Origin of the sequence: Streptomyces sp. G-G2, assembly GCF_030063135.1 — a bacterium.
Lineage (GTDB): Bacteria > Actinomycetota > Actinomycetes > Streptomycetales > Streptomycetaceae > Streptomyces.
In genome coordinates, this window is sequence record NZ_JASISO010000033.1 from 75,223 (window position 1) to 98,473 (window position 23,251).

The window sequence follows — 23,251 nt, forward strand, 5'->3', positions numbered from 1 at the left end:
GACCAGAGTCGCTAATTGGTCCCGATCTTCGCCAGGAGGTCCACGATGCGGCCCTGCACCTCGGGGGTGGTGGACCGCTCCGCGAGGAACAGCACGCTCTCGCCGGAGCCGAGCCGCGGCAGGTCGGACGGGTCGATCCCGGCGGTCGTGTAGACGACCAGCGGGGTCCGGTTCAACTGCCCGTTGGCACGCAGCCAGTCCACGATCCCGGCCCGCCGACGGCGTACCTGCATCAGGTCCATGACCACCAGGTTCGGCCGCATCCGGGTGGCGAGTTCCACCGCGTCCGTATCGGCGTTCGCCCGCGCCACCTGCATGCCGCGCCGCTCCAGGGCGGCGGTCAGGGCGGTGGCGATCTCGTCGTGCTGCTCGATCAGCAGGACGCGGGAGGGGTGCTGCTCACTGTCGCGGGGGGCGAGCGCCTTGAGGAGTACGGCCGGATCCGCGCCGTACGCCGCCTCACGCGTCGCGTGCCCCAGCCCGGCCGTCACCAGGACGGGCACCTCGGCGGCCACGGCCGCTTGGCGCAGTGACTGCAGGGCCGTCCGGGTGATCGGCCCGGTCAGCGGGTCCACGAACAGCGCGGCGGGGAACGCGGCGATCTGCGCGTCCACCTCCTCCCGCGAGTGCACGATCACCGGGCGGTAGCCGCGCTCGCTGAGGGCCTGCTCGGTCTGTACGTCCGGGGCGGGCCACACCAGCAGTCGCCGCGGGTTGTCCAGCGGCTCGGGCGGCAACTCGTCGTCCATCGGGCGCGGCGCGGGCCGGTTGACCACCTCGACGGCGCCTCCGGGCCCGTCCAGCGGCTCGGGCCCCTCCGCGGCGCCCGCCTCGGGAGCCCCTATGGCGAAGGCGCGCCCTTGGGGCGCGGGCTCGGACAGCCGGCGCCTGCGGCCGGAACCGGAGTCCACGGCGATGCCCTGGCCGAGGGTGCTGCCCAGGGGGTGCACGCTGATCGGCTGGGCGGCCGGTGCGGGGGCCGCTGCCTGGGCCGCTCCGGGCAGTTCCTGGGGCCGTCGGGCGCCGGGGAGCGCGACCGGGGCGGCCGCCCCTTCGCTCTCGGGAGCGGTCCGTGCGGCGGGGACCGGCCAGGCGGGGGTGGCGGGCAGGGCCCGGCGCCGCCCGGTGGGCGACTCGGGGGACCCGTCGGGCTCTTCCTCGGCCATCGGGTCGGCCGCGGGCCGCGCGGGTGCCGCGGTGGCGGCCGGGGGGCCGCCCAGCGCGCGCCGGACCCCGGCGCTGCTGGTTCCGGTACCGGGCGCGGCGGACACGGGTGCCAGACCGGTGGCCGGCACGGGCTGTTGCGGCCGGTCCGCGGTGTCGCTCCCCTGCGCGGGGCCCAGTGCGCGGCGCCGGCCCGCGGGGGCCTCGCCGGACGGTCCCCGCACCGGAACGGGCGGCAGCGCGGGCATGCCCTGCGGAGGCACCGGCCGCCGGGCCGGAACGGCCTCGGGACCGCCGCCGTTCACGCCGCCGAGGGCGGCAACACCGCCGCCACCACCATCGCCGTCGTCACCGGCACGGCCGCGCCTGCGCCCCGTACCGAGGCCGGCAGGGTTCACCGGGGACTGCGCCAGCCCGCCGCCCGCCGGGGCGTCGGCCGCCTCGGCGGCATCGCCCCCGCGGCGCCGCCCGGACGGCAGGGCGAGCGCGCCGCCACCGGACCCGGAGCCCGCGGCCGGGCCGGACCCGGCCTCGTCGTCGAGGAAGGCGTCCACACCGCGTCGGGCCCGACGGCCGCCGGAGCGTTCGTCGGCGCTCCCGGCCCCGGGCCCGTTCTCGTCCTTGCCCTCGTCGCCGCCGGATCCCTTCGGACCGGCGTCGGGGGCCGGTTCGGGCAGGGTGACCGTGCCCGCCCCCGACCCCAGCGGGAGTTCCAGTACGAAGGCTCCGCCGGGTGCCCCGGGCACCTCGACGGTCTGCAGCACACCACCGTGCGCGGCCACGATGCCCCGCACGATCGGCTCGTGCACCGGATTGCCCCCGCTGTACGGGCCGCGCACCTCGATCCGTACGACATCTCCGCGCTGCGCGGCCGCGACCACGATCGTCGAGTCCGTGTACCCGCTGCCCTGGGGGGTCTTGCCGGTGGCGTCCACCCCGGCCACGTCCGCGATCAGGTGGGCCAGCGCCGTCGAGATCCGGGCCGCGTCCACCTCGGCCTCGATCGTCGGGGCGTGCACGGCGAACTGCGCGCGCCCCGGCCCGATCAGTTCGACCGCGCCGTCGACTCCGGCCGCCACGACCCCGTCGATCAGCACCTTCTTCTTCGTGAGCTTCTCGCTGCCCGCGTCCAGCCGCTGGAAGCTGAGCACGTTGTCGACCAGCGTGGTCATCCGGGCGTAGCCCGCCGCCAGATGGTGCAGCAGCTGGTTCGCCTCGGGCCACAGCTGCCCGGCGTCATCCGCGGCCAGCGTCGCCAGCTCGCCCCGCAGCTCCTCCAGCGGTCCGCGCAGGGAGTCCCCGAGCACTGCCAGCAGCTGCGCGTGGCGCGCCGCCAGGGCGTCGTAGGGCCTGCGGTCGGTGAAGGTCATGACGGCGCCCACCAGCAGCTCCCCGTCCCGGACCGGTGAGGTGGTGAGGTCCACGGAGACGGGCTTGCCCGCCTTGTTCCACAGGACCTGCCCGCGGACCCGGTGCTTGCGGCCGCTGCGCAGGGTGTCGGCGAGCGGCGACTCGTCGAAGGGGAACGGCGAACCGTCGGCGCGCGAGTGCTGGATCAGCCCGTGCAGTTCGCGGTTGCCGAGGTCGGTCGCGCGGTAGCCGAGGATCTGGGCGGCGGCGGGGTTGACCAGCACCACCCGTCCGTCGGTGTCCGTTCCGACGACGCCCTCGGCCGCGGCCCGCAGGATCATCTCGGTCTGGCGCTGCGAGCGCGCCAGCTCGGCCTCGGTGTCGAGGGTCCCCGTGAGGTCCCGTACGACGAGCATCAGCAGCTCGTCACCCGTGTAACCGGGGTACGGATCACGGTAGGCGTCCCGGCCGTCGAGATTGGCGCTGGTGACCTCGACGGGAAACTCGGTGCCGTCGGTCCGGCGCGCGACCATCCGCATCGGCGTGGCGCGCTGGTCCTTGTCCTCGTCGGGACGGCGCATGGAACCCGGGATCAGTTTCGAGTCGAACCCGGGCAGGAGGTCGAGCACTCCACGCCCCACGAGTCCCGTTCCGGGACTCTCCAGCACCTCGAGCGCGATCGAATTGGCGTTGACGACTGTGCCGTTGGCGTTCACGAGCAACAGTGCGTCAGGAAGAGCATCGAGTATTGCTGCGAGGCGAGCAGCGCCTCGGGATGGCCTGCTGCTCACGACGAGCTTCCTCCCTGACCAGGACTACCGGCATGTCACGGGAGGAGTCTAAGGCCACCTCCCCTCGGCGGGACGGCGGATGGGGCTGCGGAATCGGGCATATCCCGCATCCTGGCCGCATCTGCCCTGGTCAGGAACGCGCACTCGGAAGCAGAGGTTCCAGGTCGTTCCACCGGGCGATCTCGCACCCGTTGCGGCGGTCGAAGCGTGCGTTCACCTCGCGTCCCTGCCAGGTTCCGGTGACCCGGGCGGTGGCGGGACCGCCGTCCTGGAGCGTGCACAGCTGCCGCTTGGAGACCGCCGCGAAGGGGTCCCTCTTCTTCTTGGCGAACTCGGCGAGCCGCTCGCAGGCCTGCGCGGCCTCCGGGTGCGTACCGCCCGGGGGGTCGCACTCCAGCCGGTACTCCCCGTCGGCGCGCGGATTGCCGGTGGAGGAGACGGTGATGGTGAGCCGGTCCGGTGCGGCGAGCAGCCCCAGGGGCAGCGGCGGCAGCGGTCCGGCGGCCGCGGCGGCCAGGGCGGACGTGGTGACGGCGAAGGCGGCGAGACGCAGCATGGGGCACTCCAGGTCGTCCGTACGTCGTACGCGTACCCAACGACGTTTCGGCCCCGACGTTCCGTGCCCTTAAGGCTTTGCCCTCGGGGCGTGCTGCCTAGTACCGTGAGAGCGGATTGGTGAGCGGCCCTGCGCCTGTGTCATCATCTGCACGCACCTTCGTACGCGAAGGTGTGCTGGAGGCGTCGCCTAGTCCGGTCTATGGCGCCGCACTGCTAATGCGGTTTGGGGCTTACCCCCCATCGAGGGTTCAAATCCCTCCGCCTCCGCACCTCACCGAAGCCCCGGTCCTCACGGACCGGGGCTTCGGTGCGTTCCGGGCACGGAACCGCCTTCGAGCCCCCGCCGGAGCATCGCGCCGACCCTTGGGGAATCCCCCGTTCCGGGGTGTTTCCACAGGTCAGGCGGGGTTTGCCTAATGGATTTCGCGTCCCGCCGGGGTCCATGTATTGTTGTTCTCGCAAGGCCAACGGGGCGCAAAACCCCGGGAAGCACAAGCACTCGTAGCTTAACGGATAGAGCATCTGACTACGGATCAGAAGGTTGCAGGTTCGAATCCTGCCGAGTGCACAGCCCAAGAGGCCCCCAGGAGAAATCCTGGGGGCCTCTTGCGTTGAACCTGTCACCGGAACGAGGGGGGCTCTCATGGGTCTGTTCGGGAACGCGCACACGGTCGATCCTGTGTCGGCGCAGCGGGACTACGCGCGGCTGCTGGGGCACGGGGAGCAGGTGCACGCCGCGTACCTGCTGATACGCGACACGATCCTCTTCACCGACCGGCGGCTGGTGCTGGTCGACAAGCAGGGGCTCACCGGCAAGAAGGTGGAGTACCACTCCGTCCCGTACCGCAGCATCACGCACTTCTCGGTGGAGACGGCCGGGCACTTCGATCTCGACGCCGAGCTGAAGATATGGATCTCGGGCACCGCCGCGCCCCTGCAGAAGACCTTCACCAAGGGCGTCGACATCTACGAGGTGCAGGCGATCCTGACGCAGTTCGTCGCCCGCTAGTGCCGTGACCGGAAAGGCGCACCGGGTCGCGCCGCCGGGCACGGCGCCTGGCGGCGTTGTCGGACCGCGCCGGTAGGCGCCGTACGAGCAGCGGTCCTCCGCCTTGCGGAACCGATTGTCCAGGATCTCGTGCAGGCCATCTTCCGCGATGGGTGACACGCTTCTCCCTGACTGTTTCCTGGCCGAATGAAGTTCGGGTTTAGGGTGGGATTGCAGGATGCGGTACCGTCTCCGCAAGAGATCGTGTGGATCTTCGTCGACAGTCGGGGCAGAGGCGGGGCGGGCAGAACACGTGGACGACATCGACCGGGCGCTGGTCCTGCGGCTGCAACAGGACGCCGGACAGTCCTACGCCGCCCTCGGCGCCGCTGTCGGGCTCTCGGCCGGGGCCACCCACGAGCGGGTGCGCAAGCTGCGCGAGCGCGGGGTGATCCGGCGGACGACCGTCGACGTGGACCCGGAAGCCGTCGGGAGCGGGGTGCTCGCCTACGTCCACGTCGATTCCACGGCCTGGATGGGTGACTCCGCGGCCGCTTTCGCCGCGATCCCCGAGATCCAGGAGGCCCACATCATCGCGGGCAACGCCTCCGTCCTGGTCAAGGTGCGCACGGCCACGACCGAACGGCTCCAGGACGTCCTGCGCAGGCTCTACGCCATCGACGGTGTGAGCGGTACGCAGGCGACCGTGGTCCTGGAGACCTTCTTCGAGCGCCCGCTCCCGCTGTGACCCGGCCTGCCGCGCTCTGGCGGTGCACCGGTGCGGGGTGGGGCGGCGGGGAGCCCTCCATCGGCTGGTACGCCGAGCGGCCGGGGGAGCGCGGGCGGGAGCGCCGGAGCGTCCTCGCGTACGGTCGCCGGCTGGCCTTCGCCGGCGAGGGCGAGCGGCGCTGTCTGGGTGTCCGCCGGGCCGGGAAGCGGACCTCCTGTCCCACCGCGGCCACCGTGCCAGGCCGGGCGGGCAACGCCCAGTGCCCCGAATGCGCCCGCCTGGACCGATCCTTCTCGGTGGCCGCCGACACCAACGCGGCGGATCCCCGTACCTACCGCGTCTACCTGGCCTGGTTCGGGCCCGGCCTGGTCAAGGTCGGCATCACCGCCGAGGAACGCGGCCCGGACCGGCTGCGCGAGCAGGGCGCGGTCACCTGGAGCTGGCTGGGGCGCGGGCCGCTGATGGCGGCCCGGCGCACGGAGGAGCTGCTCCGGTCGGCCCTCGGGGTGCCCGACCGGATCGCGTACGCCCGCAAGCGCGCCGTACGGGCATCGCTGCCGCCCGCCGTTGAGCGGGCCCGGGAGGTCGCCGAGCTGCACGCGCGGGCCGCCGCCCTCTCCGGTTGGCCCGAATCGCTGGAGCGCCTCGGCTGCGAAGTCGCCGACCACGCCGGGCTGTTCCGGCTCGACGGGCTGCCGGAGCCGGTGCGGAGGGTCACGGAGATGACCTCCGGCGGGACCGTCGCGGGGCTCCTCGTCGGAGCGGCCGGACCCGATCTGCACTTCGCCGACGGGCTCGTCCTCGATACCCGGCTGCTGGCCGGCTGGGCGCTCGCCGCCCCGCCGACCGGGGCGGACGTCACCTCGGTGCCGTGGACGGACCTCGGGCCGCCGCCCGCGGGGTCCGCCGCCGCACAGGACGGGCTCTTCTGACCAGCCGGTTCCTCGGATCGACCCAGGGGATCCCAGGTCAAATCTTGGATCCCGTTGGGCTCCGGGGCACCTTTCCGGTGGACACGCGAGGGTGCTCCCGCCGAGGGTGGTGGACATGAGCATCCAGCCCGTACCCGCTTTCGAACCGCCTTATCTGATGGCCGTGTTCAGCAATGTCCGTACCCCCGACGACACCGGATACGGCGAGACCAGCACCCGGATGCACGAGATCGTGAGCGAGAACCCCGGCTTCCTCGGCTACGAATCCGCCCGCGATCCCGGCGGCCTCGGCATCACCGTCGCCTACTTCCGCGACCACGACGCGCTCACCGCCTGGCGGCGCGAACTCGAACACCAGGCGGCCATGCGACGGGGCCGCGACGAGTGGTTCGAGAGCTACACCCTCCATGTCGCGAGTGTCGAGCGGAGCCACGGCTTTGCCCGCAACGGCTGAAACGGCCCGGACGGTTCGCGCGCTCCGGGCCTTCCGGGAGCGGCTCGGACTCCCCGCGCTGGTCGACGTACACACCCACTTCATGCCGGAGCGCGTCATGGCCAAGGTGTGGGACTACTTCGACTCCGCCGGACCGCTGACCGGCGTGGAGTGGCCCATCACCTACCGGCACGAGGAGCGGCAGCGGGTCGAGCTGCTGCGGGAGTTCGGGGTCCGAGCCTTCACCGCCATGCTGTACCCGCACAAGCCCGCCATGGCCGCCTGGCTCAACGCCTGGTCCGCGGACTTCGCCGCCCGCACTCCCGACTGCCTGCACACCGCGACCTTCTTCCCCGAGGAGGAGGCCGCGGGATACGTGCGCCGGGCCGTCGAGGACGGAGCCCGCGTCTTCAAGGCCCACCTCCAGGTCGGCGCGTACGACCCCAACGACGACCTGCTCGACCCGGTCTGGGGCCTCCTCGCCGAAACCGGAATCCCCACGGTGATCCACTGCGGGTCCATGCCCGCCCCGGCCGAGTTCACCGGATCCGGACCCGTCGCCCGGCTGCTCGCCCGGCATCCGCGGCTGCCGCTGATCATCGCGCACATGGGGATGCCCGAGTACGTGGACTTCCTCGCCCTCGCCGACCGGTACCCGGGCGTACGGCTCGACACCACCATGGCCTTCACCGACTTCGCCGAGCGGACCGGGGTCTTCCCTGCTGGGGAACTCGGGCGGCTCTTGGACCTCGGCGACCGGATCCTGTTCGGCACCGACTTCCCGAACATCCCCTACCCCTACGAGCACCAGCTGGACGCCCTCGAACGGCTCGGCCTCGGCGACGACTGGCTGCGCGCCGTCTGCCACGACAACGCCACCCGGCTCTTCGGCCTGCCGGACCCGTCGGCGCTGCCGGACCCGGCCCGGCCGTCCCCGCTGCCCTGAAGCGGATTCTCAGGAGAATCACAGGAAGGGCCAAGGGGGCTTTCACCGGCGCGGGCGAGCGTGGTCGCCATGACTGCGACGACCACCTCTCACGCGTCCACGTCCACCAGCAACCCCACGGCCCTCGTCCGGCCCGACGGCGGCCCGTGCCGGGTGCTCGTCGTGGACGACGAGGCCTCGCTGTCCGAGCTGCTGTCCATGGCCCTGCGCTACGAGGGCTGCGAAGTCCGCAGCGCGGGCGACGGAGCGGGCGCGGTCCGGATCGCGGCCGAGTTCCGGCCCGACGTGGTGATCCTGGACATCATGCTTCCGGACATGGACGGCCTGGCCGTCCTCGGCCAGCTGCGCCGCCGCCTCCCGCAGGTCCCGGTGCTCTTCCTCACCGCCAAGGACTCGGTCGAGGACCGCATCGCCGGTCTGACGGCGGGCGGCGACGACTACGTCACCAAGCCGTTCAGCCTGGAAGAGGTGGTGGCCCGGCTGCGCGGTCTGGTCCGCCGCTCCGGTGCGGCCCAGGCCGCGCGCGGCGAGTCCGTCCTGGCCGTCGGGGACCTGCGGCTCGACGAGGACAGCCACGAGGTCAGCCGGGCGGGCCGGGAGATCCACGTGACCGCCACCGAGTTCGAGCTGCTGCGCTACCTCATGCGCAACCCGCGCCGGGTGCTCAGCAAGGCGCAGATCCTCGACCGCGTCTGGTCCTACGACTTCGGCGGTCAGGCCAACGTGGTCGAGCTGTACATCTCCTACCTGCGGCGCAAGCTGGAGAGCGGCCCCGGCCTGGCTCCGATGATCCACACCCGGCGCGGCGCCGGTTACCTGATCAAGCCGAGCGAATAGTGCGGCTCCGGATGCCGGGTCGACGGCCCTGGTCCCTGCGGACCCGGCTCGTCGTCTCGGCCGTGGCCCTCATCGCGGTGGTCGGCGCGGCCATCGGCACCGTCACCACCCTCGCCCTGCGCTCCTACCTGGTGGGCCAGCTCGACAACCAGCTGCGCACCTCCGTGAGCATGGCCGTCCGCGGCCCCGGATCCGTGAAGTCCGGCCGGGACACCCTCGCCTTCGTCCTGGGTCCCGGCAGCCCCTTCGGCGCCGCCGGGGTCCGCCTCGACGCGGACGGCAAAGTCACCGCGGCGGCCCGCAGCGCACCCGATGACGGGCCCGCCCCGGACCACCGCCAGGCGCTCACCGACGCTCAGACGGAAGCCCTCGTGACCGCTGCCGGGGACGCCCGCCGAGGCGAGGAGCGGCCGGTGGACGTCCATCTGCACGGGCTGGGCACCTACCGCGTCCTCACCGCGGCCGACGGCAGCCTCGTCTTGGGCTTCCCGCTCGCCGGGGTCGAATCCACCGTGAACACCCTGATCGCGGTGGAGGTCTGTGTCACCCTCGCCGGGCTGATCGCCGCCTCTCTCGCCGGACAGGCCCTGGTCGGGGTGGCCCTGCGCCCGCTGCGCCGGGTGGCCGCGACCGCCACCCGGGTCTCCGAACTCCGCCTGCACAGCGGCGAGCCCGCCCTCGACGAAAGGGTCCCGGACGCCGAGGCGGACCCCCGCACCGAAGTGGGCCAGGTCGGCGCCGCCCTCAACCGGATGCTCGGCCACGTCTCCTCCGCGCTCACCGCCCGCCAGCAGAGCGAGACCCGCGTCCGCCAGTTCGTTGCCGACGCCAGCCACGAACTGCGCACCCCGCTCGCCTCCATCCGGGGCTACGCCGAACTCACCCGCCGGGGCCGCGAGGACCCCGGCCCCGACACCCGGCACGCGCTCGGCCGGATCGAGTCCGAGGCGACCCGGATGACCGGCCTGGTCGAAGACCTGCTGCTGCTCGCCCGGCTCGACGCGGGCCGCCCCCTCTCCTGCACCCCCACCGACCTGGCACCGCTGGTCGTGGACGCCGTCAGTGACGCCCGCGCCGCCGGGCCCGAACACCACTGGCGCCTCGAACTGCCCGCCGAGGCGGCCCTGGTCGCCGCTGACTCCCCCCGCATCCAGCAGGTCCTGGTCAATCTGCTGGCCAACGCGCGCACCCACACCCCGCCCGGGACCACCGTCACCGCCCGTGTTTCACGTGAAACATCCTCGGTCCGGGTGGAGATCGAGGACAACGGCCCCGGTATCCCGCCCGAGTTGCTCCCCCACGTCTTCGAGCGTTTCGCTCGCGGTGACGCCTCCCGTTCCCGCAACGCGGGCTCCACCGGGCTCGGGCTCGCGATCGTGCAGGCCGTCGTCTCCGCGCACGGCGGACTGGTCGGCGTACGCAGTGAACCGAAGCGGACCCGCTTCGAAGTCCGGCTCCCCCTCCACACCGAGCGGGACCACGCCGAACGGGCCCACGCCGAGCCCCAGCGGGACCGCGCCGAGCCCCAGCGACCGAAGCCGCCGCACTCACGGCCGCCGCACTCACGGCCCCCGCACTCACAGTCGGGCCACAGCCTCACCACACAGCCGTGACAGCCCGCCCCGCCAGAGTCGGTACATGCCAACCGACGTCTCTCCCGGGGCCGGGACCCTGCCCGCCCGGGCGCCGCTCGCACCCGTGCCCGGTGAACCCGTACTCGATGTGGTCATCCCGGTCTTCAACGAGGAGAAGGACCTCGGCCCGTGCGTGCTCCGCCTGCACGAGCACCTGACCCGCACCTTCCCGTACGCCTTCCGCATCACCATCGCCGACAACGCGAGCACCGACCGCACCCCCGAGGTCGCGGCGGACCTCGCGCGGTCCTTCGAGGGCGTCCGCAGCACCCGCCTGGAGGAGAAGGGCCGGGGCAGGGCCCTGCGCACCGTCTGGTCCGCATCCGACGCCCCCGTCCTCGCCTACATGGACGTCGACCTCTCCACCGACCTCAACGCGCTGCTGCCGCTGGTCGCCCCGCTGATCTCCGGCCACTCCGACCTCGCGATCGGCACCCGGCTCGCCCGCTCCTCGCGGGTGGTGCGCGGAGCGAAGCGCGAGTTCGTCTCGCGCGCCTACAACCTGATCCTGCGCTCCTCGCTCTCCGCCCGCTTCAGCGACGCCCAGTGCGGGTTCAAGGCCATCCGGCGCGAGGTCGCCGAGCGGCTGCTGCCCCTGGTGGAGGACTCCGGCTGGTTCTTCGACACCGAACTGCTCGTGCTGGCCGAACGCGCCGGGCTGCGCATCCACGAGGTGCCCGTGGACTGGGTGGACGATCCCGATTCCACCGTCCACCTCGTCCGTACCGCCACCGAGGACCTCAAGGGCGTCTGGCGGGTGGGCCGCGCCCTCGCCGTCGGCACCCTCCCGCTCGACCGGCTCACCCGCCCCTTCGGCGACGATCCGCGCGACCGCTCCCTGACCGGAGTCCCCCGGGGCCTGGCCCGCCAGCTCATGGGCTTCTGCGCCGTCGGCCTCCTCAGCACCCTGCTCTACCTGGCGCTCTACTCGGTCTTCCGGTCCGGCGCCGGACCCCAGCCCGCCAACGGCGCGGCCCTGCTGTTCTCCGCCGTGGCCAACACCGCCGCCAACCGCCGCCTCACCTTCGGCGTCCGGGGCCCCGACCGGGCCGTGCGCCACCAGGCCCAAGGACTGGTGGTCTTCGCCATCGGGCTGGCCCTGACCAGCGGTTCCCTCGCCGCCCTGGCCCTCGCGGGCGGCGGCGCCCCGGCCCACGGCACCGAGCTGGCCGTACTCGTCACCGCCAACCTCGCCGCGACCGTGCTGCGCTTCCTGCTCTTCCGCGCCTGGGTCTTCCCGGACCGCGCCACCCCTGTGAAGGACGACCTCCGATGACCACGGCCGTACCCCTGCTGGACTCACCCTTCCCCGAACGGGCCCCGACCGACGCGATCGCGCTGCGGCCCCGCTGGGAACGTCCCGCGCTCGCCGCCCTCCTCCTCACCACCGCCGTCCTGCTGCTGTGGAACCTCGGGGCCTCCGGCTACGCCAACTCCTTCTACTCCGCCGCGGTCCAGGCGGGCAGCGAGAGCTGGAAGGCCTTCTTCTTCGGCTCGTCCGACGCCGGCAACTCCATCACCGTCGACAAACCCCCGGCCGCCCTGTGGCCGATGGCGCTGTCCGTACGGCTCTTCGGCCTCGGCGGCTGGCAGATCCTGGTCCCCCAGGCCCTCATGGGCGTGGGCACCACCGCCGTCCTGTACGCGGCGGTACGCCGCCAGTTCGGGCCGGTGGCGGCGCTGCTCAGCGGTACGGTCCTCGCCCTCACCCCGGTCGCCGCGCTCATGTTCCGCTTCAACAATCCCGACGCTCTGCTCGCCCTGCTGATGACCGTCACCGTCTACTGCGTCCTGCGCGCCCTGGACGGCGCACACACCAGGTGGCTGGTCTGGGCGGGGGGCGCGGTCGGCTTCGCCTTCCTCACCAAGACCCTGCAGGCCTTCGTCATCCTGCCGCCGCTCGCCCTCCTCTACGCCGTCTGCGCGCCCACCCGGCTGCGCCGCAGGCTGGGCCAGCTGCTCCTGTCCGGGCTGGCCATGGTGGTCGCCGGGGGCTGGTGGGTGGCCGTCGTCGAGCTGTGGCCCGCCTCCTCCCGCCCGTACATCGGCGGTTCCCAGAACAACTCCTTCCTGGAACTGACCCTCGGCTACAACGGCCTCGGCCGGATCAACGGCGACGAGACCGGCAGCGTCGGTGGCGGCGCGCGGGCCGGTGGCGGCGGCGCGGGGGGCGGCGGCTGGGGCGAGACCGGTATCGACCGGATGTTCTCGGCCAACATCGGCGGTCAGATCTCCTGGCTGCTCCCGGCGGCCCTGGTGCTGCTCATCGCCGGACTGGTGATCACCTGGCGGGCCCGCCGGGCCACCGACTCCCTGGAGGGCATGGCCCGGGCGTCGTTCCTGGCCTGGGGCGGGTCCCTGCTGATCACGCTGCTCGTCTTCAGCTACATGCAGGGCATCTTCCACGAGTACTACACGGTGGCGCTGGCCCCGTACCTGGCCGCGCTGACCGGGATGGGCGTGGCGGTGCTGTGGGAGGAGCGGGGCTCCCGGGCCGCCTCGCTCACCCTGGCCGCCACCCTCGCGCTGACCGCGGTGTGGTCGTACGCACTGCTCGGCCGGGCCGAGGGCTATCTGCCGTGGCTGCGCTGGACGGTGCTGGTGGCCGGACTGGCCGCCGCCGTGGGGCTCGCCGCCGGGGTCCGGCTCGGCCGCCGGGCGGCCCTGGGCGCGGCGGCGCTGGGGGTCGGGGCGGCCCTGGCCGGGCCCTTCGCGTACACCCTGAACACGGTGGACACCGCGCACGCGGGCTCGATCATCACGGCGGGACCCGCGGTCGCGGGCGGCCGGGGCATGGGCATGGGCGGGCCGCGGTTCGCCGGGACGGAAGGCGCCCCTGGGCAGGGCGGCTTCCCGCAGGGCACGGGCCGACGGACGGGACAGGGCGCCGGACAGGGCGCACAGGGAGCCGGGCCGGGCGCGCCCCAGGGCGGCCCGGGCGCGGTGCCGCCGGGTGCGGCCCCGGGCGGTACGGGGGCCAGGGCCGGGGGCGGCTTCGGCGGCGGGCCCGGTGGGGGCGGCGGCATGGGTGGTCTGCTCGGCGGGACGAAGGCGAGCGCGGCGGCCACGGCGGCCCTGCGCGCGGACGCGGACCGCTACACCTGGGCGGCCGCGGCCGTCGGTGCGCAGAACGCGGCGAGCTACCAACTGGCCTCCGGCGAGCCGGTGATGCCGATTGGCGGCTTCAACGGCAGTGACCCGTCACCGACGCTGGAGCGGTTCCAGGCGTACGTGAAGGCCGGGAAGATCCACTACTTCATCGGCCAGGGCACGGCCGCAGCGGAGGGCGGCCAGGGCGCGACCCGTGGCGGCGGCGGTCCGGGCGGCGGCGCCAGCAGCGCGATCGAGACCTGGGTCAAGGCCACCTACCAGTCCACCACGGTGGGCGGGGCCACCTTCTACGACCTGTCCCCGTCCTGAACCGACCACAACGCGAGGGGCACCCTCTAGCGCCGCGTCAGGCAGCGTTCGCCCCGTCGCGACGCCCCGCACGCACGCCGCTCCTTGACGGGCCAACATTGCCTGACGCGGCACTAGCATCATCAAGAGGGCGGACCGGGCATTCCGGGCCGATCCACCTGTCTTGAGGAGGGTGCGTCCATGGCCACCACGGCGGACCCCGTGACCATCCGGACCAGTGTGTGGCTGGCCGCGCGGCCGGCCTCCGGGGCCAGACGCCGCAGCGTGGGCCCCGCCGGACTGGACCGCGAGAGGATCACCCGGGGCGCGGTCCGGCTGCTCGACAGCGGGGGACTCGCCCGCTTCTCGATGCGCCGTCTCGCGGCCGGGCTCGGGGTCACTGCGATGTCCCTGTACTGGTACGTCGACACCAAGCACGACCTGCTGGAACTGGCCCTGGACAGCGCTCTGGGCGAGCTGGCCCTGCCCGCCGCACCGGCTCCGGCGGGGTGGCCGGACCGGCTGCGGTCCCTGGCCTGCGGCTACCGGGGGCTGCTGGCCGCGCGCCCGTGGGTGGCGACCCTGGCGGCCGAGTACCCCAACATCGGCCCGCACGCCCGGGCCTTCGACGAGGCGCTGCTGCGGCTCCTCGACGCGACCGGGCTCAACGACGCGAGCCGGACCGGAGCCCACCTCGCCGTGTCGCAGTTCCTGCACGGCTGTGGGGGTCCGGTCCGGCGGGCGCCGGAGGGCGATTTCCGCTTCGCGCTCGACGTCCTGGTCGCGGGCATCGAGGCGAAGACGGCCTCCTAAGCGGTCGTCGAGGACGAGGACGAGGACGAGGACGAGGACGAGGACGAGGACGAGGACGAGGACGAGGACGAGGACGAAGCCGGGGCCGCGGCCTGGGCCTCCGCGACGGCGGGGACAGCGGCCGGAGCGGCCGCCGGGGAAGCCGCCGCCGGGGCGTCGGCCATCGGCTTCGACCGCAGAGCGACCTCCTTGATGAATACGACCAGCACCAGGGCGAGCAGCGCGGTGGGGGCGGCGTAGAGGAAGACGTCGCCGACACCGTGCCCGTACGCCGATTCGATGACCGTACGGAGGGGCGCGGGCAGTTCGCGCAGGTTCGGGATGGCTCCGCCGCCAGCGCCTCCGTGACCCATCGCCGCCGCCTTCGGGCCGAGTTCGGCCAGCCCGTCCTTGACGTAGCTCGTGACCCGGTTCGCCATCACCGCGCCGAGCGCCGAGACGCCCACGGCGCCGCCGAGCGAGCGGAAGAAGGTGACGACGGAGCTGGCCACGCCCAGGTCCTCGGGGTCCACCTGGTTCTGGGTGGCGAGGACCAGGTTCTGCATCATCATGCCGAGACCGAGGCCGGTCAGCGCCATGTAGATCGCGATGTGCCAGTACGGGGTGTCGTAGCGCAGGGTGCCGAGCAGGCCGAGGCCCGCGGTCAGCAGCACGCCGCCGGAGACCAGCCAGGCCTTCCACTTACCGGTCTTGGTGATCACCTGACCGGAAAGGGTCGAGGAGACGAACAGGCCGCCGATCATCGGAATCGTGAGGATTCCGGACATCGTGGGGGTCTCACCCCGGGCCAACTGGAAGAACTGGCTGAAAAACACCGTGCCCGAGAACATCGCGACACCGACGAACAGCGAGGCCGCCGAGGCCAGGGTGATGGTCTTGTTGCGGAACAGCCGCAGCGGGATGATCGGGTCGCTCGCCTTGGACTCGACGAGGACGAAGAGCAGGCCGAGGGCCACGGACCCACCGGTCATCGCCCAGGTCTGCCAGGAGATCCAGTCGTACGAAGTGCCCGCCTGGGTCACCCAGATCAGCAGCGTCGAGACGGCGGCGCTGATCAGGAAGGCGCCGAGCCAGTCGACCTTGACGTCCCGGCGTACGACGGGGAGCCGCAGGGTCTTCTGGAGCACGATCAGAGCGATGATCGCGAAGGGCACGCCGACGTAGAAGCACCAGCGCCAGCCGAGCCACTCGGTGTCGGTGATGACGCCGCCGAGCAGCGGGCCGCCGACGGTGGCGACGGCGAAGACCGCGCCGAGGTAGCCGCTGTAACGGCCGCGTTCGCGCGGGGAGATCATCGCGGCCATGACGATCTGGGCCAGGGCGGACAGACCGCCGACGCCGATGCCCTGGACCACGCGGCAGGCGATGAGCATGCCGGTGTTCTGCGACAGGCCCGCGACCACGGAGCCGAGGACGTAGATGACCAGGGATATCTGGACCAGCAGCTTCTTGCTGAAGAGGTCGGACAGCTTGCCCCACAGCGGGGTGGCGGCGGTCATCGACAGCAGGGCGGCGGTGACCACCCACGTGTAGGAGGACTGCGTGCCGCCGAGATCGCTGATGATCTGCGGCAGGGCGTTGGAGACGATCGTGGAGGACAGGATCGCCACGAACATGCCGAGCATCAGCCCGGACAGCGCCTTCATGATCTGCGGGTGCGTCATCGGTGCGCCGTCGGGCATGGGCTCCGGCTGGCCGCCTCCCCGCACACCGGTGGGTGTGGTCGTAGCCATGGATTTCCTTTGTTCTAGAAGCTCGATCGGAGTCGGGCCAGCAGGGTGGTCAGTACGGTGATGTCCTCGGCGGACCAGTCGGCCAGGGTGCTTTCCAGCGCGGCCGAGTAGCGTGCGCCGAGTTCGAGGAGCACGGTCCGGCCCGCCGGGGTGAGGCGCAGGATCCGGCACCGGCCGTCGCCGGGATCGCTCTCGCGGACGATCCAGCCGCGGTCGGCCACGTGGGCGACGTGGCGGCTGGTGACGGAGATGTCGACGGCGAGCAGCTCGGCGAGGCGGCTGAGCCGCATCTCGCCGTGCCGGTCGAGGACCGTGAGGACGGCGGCGGCCCCGGGCGGGCAGTCGGCGGGCAGGGTGCGGGCGAGATCGCGCTTGACCGCGCCGATGCCGGCGAGCTGGCGGGCCAGCTCCTCGTACAGGTCGTACCGGATGTCGTCCCGCGTGTCGTCCCGCGTGTCGTGCTGAGTGCCGTTTCGCGTGAGCACCGCGCCCCCTCCCCCATCTTGTTGCTTTGAGCAACCATATAAGCAGATGGTTGCTACAGGCAAATGAATGCGGACCGAGGGGCGGTAAAGGAATCGGAAAACCCGCTAGGGTCCTGAGCCATGGCTGCACACACCAACTCCCAGGGCCCCGAGGGCAACTACGACCCCGCGGGCAACACGCAGATGTTCCGTGCCTTCGTGGACGACGCGGAGACCGCCCGCCCGGCGGCCGTCGCCGCCTCGCACCGCCAGCAGTCCTCGAAGGCGGGGCTGTGGCTCGCCGTCGTGGTCGCGTTCGTGGTCGTCGTCGGCGCGGTGGCCTGGCTCGCGCTGGGCTGACCGGGCCGGGCGGGGCCGAGGGGCCTGTCGAGTCCGCAGGTCCGGCCCGGCCCGGTCAGCTCCAGGTGGCGGTGACCCGCTGGGTTTCGATGTGCATGCCCAGCGGTACCCGCCAGGACTCCACGCACACCGTGTAGGTCTGCGTCGTCGCCGACCCGCCCGCGATGGGGGCGGGCAGCGGCTGGGCCGACGTGATGGTGGCCCAGTCGACGCCGAGCGCGCCGATGATGTGGGTGGAGAAGGTCACGGTGCCCGAACGGGCCGCCGTTCCACCGGTGTTGGCGAAGGTGACGCCGACCCGCTCGCACCAGCGGTCCGCCGCCGCCGACCGGGCGGGGGCGCCGGTCTGGATCCGGGCCGGGGTCGCCACCGGAGGCGGCGGGGTCGACGAGGCGGGGGGCGGCGGGGTGCCGGATCCGCCCGAGCCGCCGGAACTTCCGCCCGAGCCTCCCGTGCTTCCGCCCGAGCCTCCCGTGCCGCCCGAGCCGCCGGAGCTTCCGCCCGGAGGGCTCGGGGGCGGGTTGGTGCCCGGGGTGCCGGAGGTGGCGCCCGCTGAAGGGGATCCCGGGGCGCTCGCGGAGCCCGCGGGGGCGCCCGGGACGGCTCCGCCCGCGCCGGAGCCGCCGGGAGGTGGGTATCCCGGCGCGCTGGGCGACGTACTACTGGAACGGGCGGAAGCGCCTCCGGGCGCGGGGCCGCCGAGCGACTGGTACTCCACCACGCCCTGGGGCGCCACGGTCTCCCCCGCACCCCGTTCGGGGCCCGGGGCGGCAGCGCCCACCGCCACGTAGCCGTCGCGCGGCGGGCCGCCACAGCCCGAGAGGGTCGCGGCGGTCACGCACACGGCAAGCAGAGCGAGCGGTCCCTTTCGCATCGCGCCAGTTTTGCTGACGCATCGTCAATTGGGAAGCGGGTCGCGGTGGTCGGGTCGGCCGGTTACTCGCCGATCAGACCCTGGCGCAGCTGCGCCAGGGTGCGGGTCAGCAGCCGGGAGACGTGCATCTGCGAGATGCCGACCTCCTCGCCGATCTGCGACTGGGTCATGTTGGCGAAGAACCGCAGCATGATGATCTGCCGTTCCCGGGGCGGGAGTTTGGCGAGCAGCGGCTTGAGCGACTCCCGGTACTCCACGCCTTCGAGCGCGGTGTCCTCGTACCCGAGGCGGTCCGCGAGCGAGCCCTCGCCGCCCTCGTCCTCGGGTGAGGGCGAGTCGAGGGAGGAGGCGGTGTACGCGTTGCCCACGGCGAGGCCGTCGACGACGTCCTCCTCCGAGACCCCGAGTACGGCCGCCAGTTCGGGGACGGTGGGCGAGCGGTCCAGCTTCTGGGCCAGCTCGTCACTCGCCTTGGTCAGCGCGAGGCGCAGCTCCTGGAGCCTGCGAGGGACGCGGACGGACCAGGAGGTGTCACGGAAGAAGCGCTTGATCTCGCCCACGACCGTCGGCATCGCGAAGGTCGGGAACTCCACCCCGCGCTCGCAGTCGAACCGGTCGATCGCCTTGATCAGGCCGATGGTGCCGACCTGGACGATGTCTTCCATCGGCTCGTTGCGGCTGCGGAAGCGCGCGGCGGCGTAGCGGACCAGCGGCAGGTTCAGCTCGATCAGGGTGTCGCGTACGTACGCCCGGTCGGGACTGTCCGCGTCCAGTGCGGCGAGCCGGTGGAACAGGGAGCGGGAGAGGGAGCGGGTGTCATTGGGCGCTGGCGGGGCTTCCGTGCGGTCGGATACAGCCGGCGTTTCACTCTTGACGAGTGTGAGCACCTTGGAGCTGCCCTGTTCTACGGACATGCCACCCCCTTGGGATCGCGGACGGTCGCGGTGGGTGCGCCCGTCGGAGGAACGCAGCCTCCACCTGAATACCGGAGGCGGGGCTGCGGCAAACGCGGTTCAAGCAGAATGTCACATGTCGGCAACACGCTGTAGCGCCATGTCGACATATAACTCCAGCGACAGAAGGGGTGTGGGCGGCTCTGTCGGTAAAGCGTCCGGACGAAGTCACTCGTTCCGGTTACGCCTCGATCCTGTTTGCGGACCGCAGTCTCGCGAAGCTCCGGGCGAGCAGTCGGGACACGTGCATCTGGGACACCCCCAGCTCCGCGCTGATCTGCGACTGCGTCAGATTGTTGTAGTAGCGCAGGAGCAGGATCCGCTGCTCGCGCTCGGGCAGCTGGACGAGCAGGTGGCGGACCAGGTCGCGGTGTTCCACTCCGGTCAGCTCGGGGTCCTCGTAGCCGAGCCGGTCGAGCAGGCCGGGCATGCCGTCGCCCTCCTGGGCGGCCTCCAGGGAGGTCGCGTGATAGGAGCGGCCCGCCTCGATGCAGGACAGCACCTCGTCCTCGCCGATGCGCAGCCGCTCGGCGATCTCGGGGGTCGTGGGCATGCGTCCGTGGAGCGTGGTGAGGTCCTCGGTGGCCGCGTTGACCTGCACCCACAGCTCGTGGAGGCGGCGCGGGACGTGGACGGTGCGGACGTTGTCGCGGAAGTACCGCTTGATCTCGCCCACGACGGTCGGCATCGCGAAGGTGGGGAACTGGACCCCGCGTTCCGGATCGAACCGGTCGATCGCGTTGATGAGCCCGATCGTGCCCACCTGGACCACGTCCTCCATGGGCTCGTTGCGGCTGCGGAAGCGGGCGGCCGCGTACCGGACGAGGGGAAGGTTGGCCTCGATCAGGGCCCCGCGGACCCGGCTGTGCTCACTGGTGCCCGGTTCCAGACCCTTGAGCCGCCCGAAGAGCACCTGGGTGAGGGCCCGGGTGTCGGCGCCGCGGGTGCTCGGCGGCCGGGTGGCCACCGCTACCGCCACCGAGGACGTGGCCGTAGCCGTGGTCACGTCCTCGGCGGGCGTCGTTTCCGTCGCGGGAGTCGTGGTGGGGGCCGCCGCGGGCGCCGCTTCCGTCCCCACGGTGGGCTCCGCCCCCGCCGCCGTCTCTTCCGACGGCGGGTCCTGCTGGAGTGGCACCTGAGGCGCAGTACTGGCCGGCACGGTCACGCCACCCCTTCAGTCAACCAATCAGTCAAAAGCGGTCATAGCATCACAAGACATGTGCACTGTGTGCAAGCACCGTATATGGCCGTGTTGAGGGCAAGTTGGGCATTTAGCGCGCATTCAGCGGCAATTTAAATCGAACGGGAACGCAAAAATCCCCCACCCGTCGGAGTGGGGGGCCGGAGGTCCGGAAACGCATCGGTGTACGGGTTCAGCGCACCAGTTCGGTCATGAACTGGCCGATGCCCGACGCGGCATCCGAGATGCCTTGGAAACCGATTTGGACGAATTCGGCCGCTTTGACCGGCTGGGTGATGATCACATAGAGCACGAAGACGACGAGTCCGCCCATGACGATCTTCTTGATGTCCACGAGCGGGTACGGCCTTCCCTGCCAGTCCTATCAACGTCGAGTGAGTCTAACCGGTCGGGTTCGATCACTCACCTGTCCTTTAAGGACCAATGACCCGGAGTTCCGGGCCCTTTGCCGCCGTGGCGGTGGAGGCGGGGGAGGCAGTATTGAAGACGAGCCCACCGGTTCTGGCAGGAAATCGGTGGGTATGGGACAGGACCTCACTGCGGGGTCCGAGCCGCAAGCTTCCCCCCTGACTGCGGCTCGGGCTGGCAGGTCCGTCGTCGTCGGGGGAAGTGACTTGTCCCCCCGATGTCACTTCCCCCGTCCCCACCGTATGAAGGCCCCGACCTCGGTCGGGGCCTTCTACGCGTTTTCCGGAGCTGATTCGAGGCTATTCGAGGCCGGTCGCGAGGTTGGTCACCGGCGACACCGTGTCCGTCAGCGGCGAGAGCTGGTCGGGGATGGTCATCACCTGGTTGAGCTGGTTCAGGCCGTCGTTGAGCTTGGCCCCGATCTCCTGGACGGACCCCGGAGTCGCGCCCGCGGGCATGCCCGGAGCGGCGGTCGGCAGGTCCGGCAGGGTGATCGGAGCGGCCGAGGCGAGGGGAGCGGTGGCGGCGGTGAAGCCGACGGTGGCGCCCGCGAGGGCCAGGGCGGCGAGCATGCGCTGGGTCTTGGTCATGACGTGACAACGGCCGAGCGCGCGGCCGGTCACGCACGCCGGGTCCGACGCGGCCCGGGGCTCACCGGAGCGGAGTACGTCAGGAGCGCCGAAGAAGGACGCCGGGAACGCCGAGAGCCCCCGTCCCTTGCGGGGCGGGGGCTCTCGGATCAGAGCGGTAGCGGTGGGATTTGAACCCACGGACAGCTTGCACCATCACACGCTTTCGAGGCGTGCTCCTTCGGCCGCTCGGACACGCTACCGAGAGAGAGCTTAGCCCACGGTGGGCCGTGCTCTGAAATCCATGGGGCGTCGCGGACGCCCGCGGCTCACCGGTTCCGGAAGAAGTCCGTGAGCTGCCGGGCGCACTCGTCGGCGAGCACTCCGGGGATCACCTCGGGCCGGTGATTGAGCCTGCGGTCCCGCACGAGGTCCCAGAGCGAGCCCGCCGCGCCCGCCTTCTCGTCGCTCGCGCCGTAGACGACGCGGGCCACCCGGGACTGTACGAGCGCGCCCGCGCACATCACGCACGGCTCCAGGGTCACCACGAGGGTGCATCCGGGCAGCCGCCATGCGCCGAGCCGCGCGGCGGCCCGGCGAATGGCGACCACCTCGGCGTGCGCGGTCGGGTCGCCGGTCGCCTCGCGTTCGTTGAACCCGGTCGAGAGCAGGCTCCCGTCCGGGCCGAGCACGACGGCGCCGACCGGTACGTCACCGGCGGGCACCGCCCGGGCGGCCTCCGACAGCGCCAGGCGCATGGAGGTCCGCCACGGGTCCCGTACCGGGTCGGATCCGGTCGCGGGATCGGTTGCGGGATCGGCCGAGGGTCCGTCGGCCGCGGGTTCGGCCGCGGGGTGGTGCGCAGAGGCCACTAGCGGACGGCCTCCAGCACCTCGGTCGCGCCGAGCGACTCGGCGATCTGCGAGAGTGCGTCCCCGTCGAGGTCCAGCAGTTCCTTGTGGCCCACGCCGAGGTCGTCGAGGAGCCGGGGGTCGCCGAGCGGCCCCGCGGGCACCGGTTCGGCGCCGGTCTCCTCCTCTTCCCCGTCGAGGTCCTCGGTGGAGGTCCCTTGCTCGAATACGGCGACCACGTCCTCGCCGTCCTCGGTACCGTCGAGGTTCAGCTCGTCGAGTTCGTCTTCCTCCTCGTCGCTGCCGAGCAGCTCGTCGGTGAGCATCGAGCCGTAGGAGCTGCGGGAGGCCGCGGCGGCGTTCGAGACGAAGATCCGCGGGTCCTCCTCCCCGTCCACGCGGACGACGCCGAACCAGGCGTCCTCCTGCTCGATGAGGGCGACCACCGTGTCATCGTCGACAGCGGTGGAACGGGCGAGATCGATCAGATCGGTCAGCGACTCGACGTTGTCGAGATCCGTGTCGCTCGCTTCCCACCCGTCTTCGGTGCGCGCGAGCAGTGCGGCGAAGTACACCGTGACTCTCCCACTGGTCATAGGCGTGCCGGTTGGAGGTCCCCCCGGCCGGAGGTTGGGGAGGAACGGCCGTCGTGCGTACCGATCCTGCCCCGCCCAATCGGCATCGTGGCAGAAACAGCGGCTTTGCGAGAGGTCTTCCGCGCTGCCGCGTGCCGTGCCGTGTCGCCGGTGGGCCGCTTGGGCGGTGCCCGGGGGCCGCCCGGGGGCGTACTCGCGGGGTCCTGGAGGTCTCGTGAGCGGCGTGCGCGCGGGCGTGGCGGCGCGCTACGGGAGGGCGGGGAGGTCCGGGAAGCCCGTACGGGTCACCAGCGGAACGTACGCATCCGCATCTGCTGGCGCATCCGGGCCGCGCGGGCGCGGCGCGGCTGCACCCGTTCGCGCAGCTCGCGGGCCTCGTTCAGATCGCGCAGGAACTGCGCGCGCCGGGCTCGCCGCTGCGCGGCGCTCTCCTGCGCCTGCGGATCCCCGTCTCGGTCCTGTTCGGTCGGCTGAACGTCGGGCATCGGCCACCACCCAAGGCTGGTGCGGTCGTCCTCCTCCGCGTCGCGAAGCAGACCCCCCGCCACTCACCTTCCCCCGGACCCCGGAGTTGATGCCCGTGCGGCCGGGCATTTCGGCAGGTCACCGAGCGGGCCGCCGCGGGAGGGTGCGGGTCGGGCGCCGTCGGACGGGGGCGGGCGGGGGC

At 72.2% G+C, this 23,251-nt stretch carries 22 protein-coding genes, 3 tRNA genes and 1 pseudogene; 13 read left to right on the forward strand and 13 right to left on the reverse strand.

Annotation, left to right across the window (positions count from 1 at the left end; translation table 11 throughout):
* Positions 1 to 11: 11 nt before the first annotated feature.
* Positions 12 to 3,305: a PAS domain-containing protein gene (locus tag QMF80_RS24835; RefSeq protein ID WP_283456834.1), complete on the reverse strand. Its 3,294-nt coding sequence runs from the start codon at positions 3,303 to 3,305 to the stop codon at positions 12 to 14.
* A 130-nt stretch (positions 3,306 to 3,435) separates the two neighbouring features.
* Positions 3,436 to 3,861, reverse strand: coding sequence for an SSI family serine proteinase inhibitor (locus QMF80_RS24840; RefSeq protein WP_283456836.1), 426 nt, complete (start codon positions 3,859 to 3,861; stop codon positions 3,436 to 3,438).
* Positions 3,862 to 4,039: 178 nt separating this feature from the next.
* Between QMF80_RS24840 and QMF80_RS24845 the strand changes: the two genes are divergently transcribed.
* From QMF80_RS24845 to QMF80_RS24900, 12 genes are all read left to right on the forward strand, one after another.
* A tRNA-Ser gene (locus QMF80_RS24845) sits at positions 4,040 to 4,130 on the forward strand.
* 228 nt (positions 4,131 to 4,358) lie between these two features.
* A tRNA-Arg gene (locus tag QMF80_RS24850) sits at positions 4,359 to 4,431 on the forward strand.
* 75 nt (positions 4,432 to 4,506) lie between these two features.
* Positions 4,507 to 4,872, forward strand: a complete 366-nt coding sequence (locus QMF80_RS24855; protein WP_283456838.1) for a PH domain-containing protein — start codon at positions 4,507 to 4,509, stop codon at positions 4,870 to 4,872.
* Positions 4,873 to 5,164: 292 nt separating this feature from the next.
* Positions 5,165 to 5,599, forward strand: a complete 435-nt coding sequence (locus QMF80_RS24860; protein ID WP_283456840.1) for an Lrp/AsnC family transcriptional regulator — start codon at positions 5,165 to 5,167, stop codon at positions 5,597 to 5,599.
* Entirely contained in the window at positions 5,596 to 6,513 is a 918-nt protein-coding gene (locus QMF80_RS24865; RefSeq protein WP_283456842.1) for a DUF2797 domain-containing protein, read from the forward strand. Before QMF80_RS24860 ends, QMF80_RS24865 begins: the two co-directional genes overlap by 4 nt.
* Before the next feature lie 115 nt (positions 6,514 to 6,628).
* The gene (locus QMF80_RS24870) at positions 6,629 to 6,967 is read left to right on the forward strand and encodes an antibiotic biosynthesis monooxygenase family protein (RefSeq protein ID WP_283456844.1); all 339 of its coding nucleotides are present in this window, start codon (positions 6,629 to 6,631) and stop codon (positions 6,965 to 6,967) included.
* Positions 6,951 to 7,892, forward strand: a complete 942-nt coding sequence (locus tag QMF80_RS24875) for an amidohydrolase family protein (protein ID WP_283456846.1) — start codon at positions 6,951 to 6,953, stop codon at positions 7,890 to 7,892. The genes QMF80_RS24870 and QMF80_RS24875 overlap by 17 nt, the downstream gene beginning before the upstream one ends.
* Before the next feature lie 69 nt (positions 7,893 to 7,961).
* A complete protein-coding gene (locus QMF80_RS24880; protein ID WP_283456848.1) occupies positions 7,962 to 8,729 on the forward strand; it encodes a response regulator transcription factor in 768 nt (255 codons plus the stop codon).
* Between the two features lie 11 nt (positions 8,730 to 8,740).
* On the forward strand, positions 8,741 to 10,342 hold the full coding sequence (locus QMF80_RS24885; protein WP_283456850.1) for a sensor histidine kinase: 1,602 nt from the start codon (positions 8,741 to 8,743) through the stop codon (positions 10,340 to 10,342).
* Between the two features lie 25 nt (positions 10,343 to 10,367).
* Positions 10,368 to 11,639 (forward strand): bifunctional glycosyltransferase family 2/GtrA family protein, encoded by a 1,272-nt coding sequence (locus QMF80_RS24890; RefSeq protein WP_283456852.1) that lies wholly within the window; start codon positions 10,368 to 10,370, stop codon positions 11,637 to 11,639.
* A complete protein-coding gene (locus QMF80_RS24895) occupies positions 11,636 to 13,783 on the forward strand; it encodes an ArnT family glycosyltransferase (RefSeq protein WP_283456854.1) in 2,148 nt (715 codons plus the stop codon). Before QMF80_RS24890 ends, QMF80_RS24895 begins: the two co-directional genes overlap by 4 nt.
* Before the next feature lie 180 nt (positions 13,784 to 13,963).
* Entirely contained in the window at positions 13,964 to 14,575 is a 612-nt protein-coding gene (locus QMF80_RS24900; protein ID WP_283456856.1) for a TetR/AcrR family transcriptional regulator, read from the forward strand.
* 83 nt (positions 14,576 to 14,658) lie between these two features.
* On the opposite strand, the pseudogene QMF80_RS24905 reads toward QMF80_RS24900, so the two are convergent.
* Both QMF80_RS24905 and QMF80_RS24910 read right to left on the reverse strand, forming a co-directional pair.
* Positions 14,659 to 16,239 (reverse strand): annotated as a pseudogene (locus QMF80_RS24905) (MDR family MFS transporter); the annotation flags it as partial.
* A gap of 83 nt (positions 16,240 to 16,322) precedes the next feature.
* Complete coding sequence (locus QMF80_RS24910; protein ID WP_283456877.1) at positions 16,323 to 16,739, reverse strand: MarR family winged helix-turn-helix transcriptional regulator; 417 nt, start codon at positions 16,737 to 16,739, stop codon at positions 16,323 to 16,325.
* A 174-nt stretch (positions 16,740 to 16,913) separates the two neighbouring features.
* Between QMF80_RS24910 and QMF80_RS24915 the strand changes: the two genes are divergently transcribed.
* Entirely contained in the window at positions 16,914 to 17,132 is a 219-nt protein-coding gene (locus QMF80_RS24915) for a hypothetical protein (protein WP_283456858.1), read from the forward strand.
* A 55-nt stretch (positions 17,133 to 17,187) separates the two neighbouring features.
* Here the strand turns inward: QMF80_RS24915 and QMF80_RS24920 are convergent, their stop codons facing one another.
* The 9 genes from QMF80_RS24920 to QMF80_RS24960 form a co-directional block, all read right to left on the reverse strand.
* On the reverse strand, positions 17,188 to 18,006 hold the full coding sequence (locus QMF80_RS24920; RefSeq protein ID WP_283456860.1) for a hypothetical protein: 819 nt from the start codon (positions 18,004 to 18,006) through the stop codon (positions 17,188 to 17,190).
* A 62-nt stretch (positions 18,007 to 18,068) separates the two neighbouring features.
* Entirely contained in the window at positions 18,069 to 18,920 is an 852-nt protein-coding gene (locus QMF80_RS24925; protein WP_283456862.1) for an RNA polymerase sigma factor SigF, read from the reverse strand.
* Positions 18,921 to 19,140: 220 nt separating this feature from the next.
* A complete protein-coding gene (locus QMF80_RS24930; protein WP_502962910.1) occupies positions 19,141 to 20,118 on the reverse strand; it encodes an RNA polymerase sigma factor SigF in 978 nt (325 codons plus the stop codon).
* 214 nt (positions 20,119 to 20,332) lie between these two features.
* Positions 20,333 to 20,494, reverse strand: coding sequence for a hypothetical protein (locus QMF80_RS24935; RefSeq protein ID WP_283456885.1), 162 nt, complete (start codon positions 20,492 to 20,494; stop codon positions 20,333 to 20,335).
* A 373-nt stretch (positions 20,495 to 20,867) separates the two neighbouring features.
* Positions 20,868 to 21,158: a hypothetical protein gene (locus QMF80_RS24940; protein WP_283456864.1), complete on the reverse strand. Its 291-nt coding sequence runs from the start codon at positions 21,156 to 21,158 to the stop codon at positions 20,868 to 20,870.
* A gap of 155 nt (positions 21,159 to 21,313) precedes the next feature.
* A tRNA-Ser gene (locus QMF80_RS24945) sits at positions 21,314 to 21,400 on the reverse strand.
* 66 nt (positions 21,401 to 21,466) lie between these two features.
* Positions 21,467 to 21,895, reverse strand: a complete 429-nt coding sequence (gene tadA / locus QMF80_RS24950) for a tRNA adenosine(34) deaminase TadA (protein ID WP_283456881.1) — start codon at positions 21,893 to 21,895, stop codon at positions 21,467 to 21,469.
* A gap of 113 nt (positions 21,896 to 22,008) precedes the next feature.
* Positions 22,009 to 22,563, reverse strand: a complete 555-nt coding sequence (locus QMF80_RS24955; protein WP_283456883.1) for a tRNA adenosine deaminase-associated protein — start codon at positions 22,561 to 22,563, stop codon at positions 22,009 to 22,011.
* 305 nt (positions 22,564 to 22,868) lie between these two features.
* On the reverse strand, positions 22,869 to 23,069 hold the full coding sequence (locus QMF80_RS24960) for a hypothetical protein (RefSeq protein ID WP_283456866.1): 201 nt from the start codon (positions 23,067 to 23,069) through the stop codon (positions 22,869 to 22,871).
* Positions 23,070 to 23,251 lie beyond the last annotated feature (182 nt).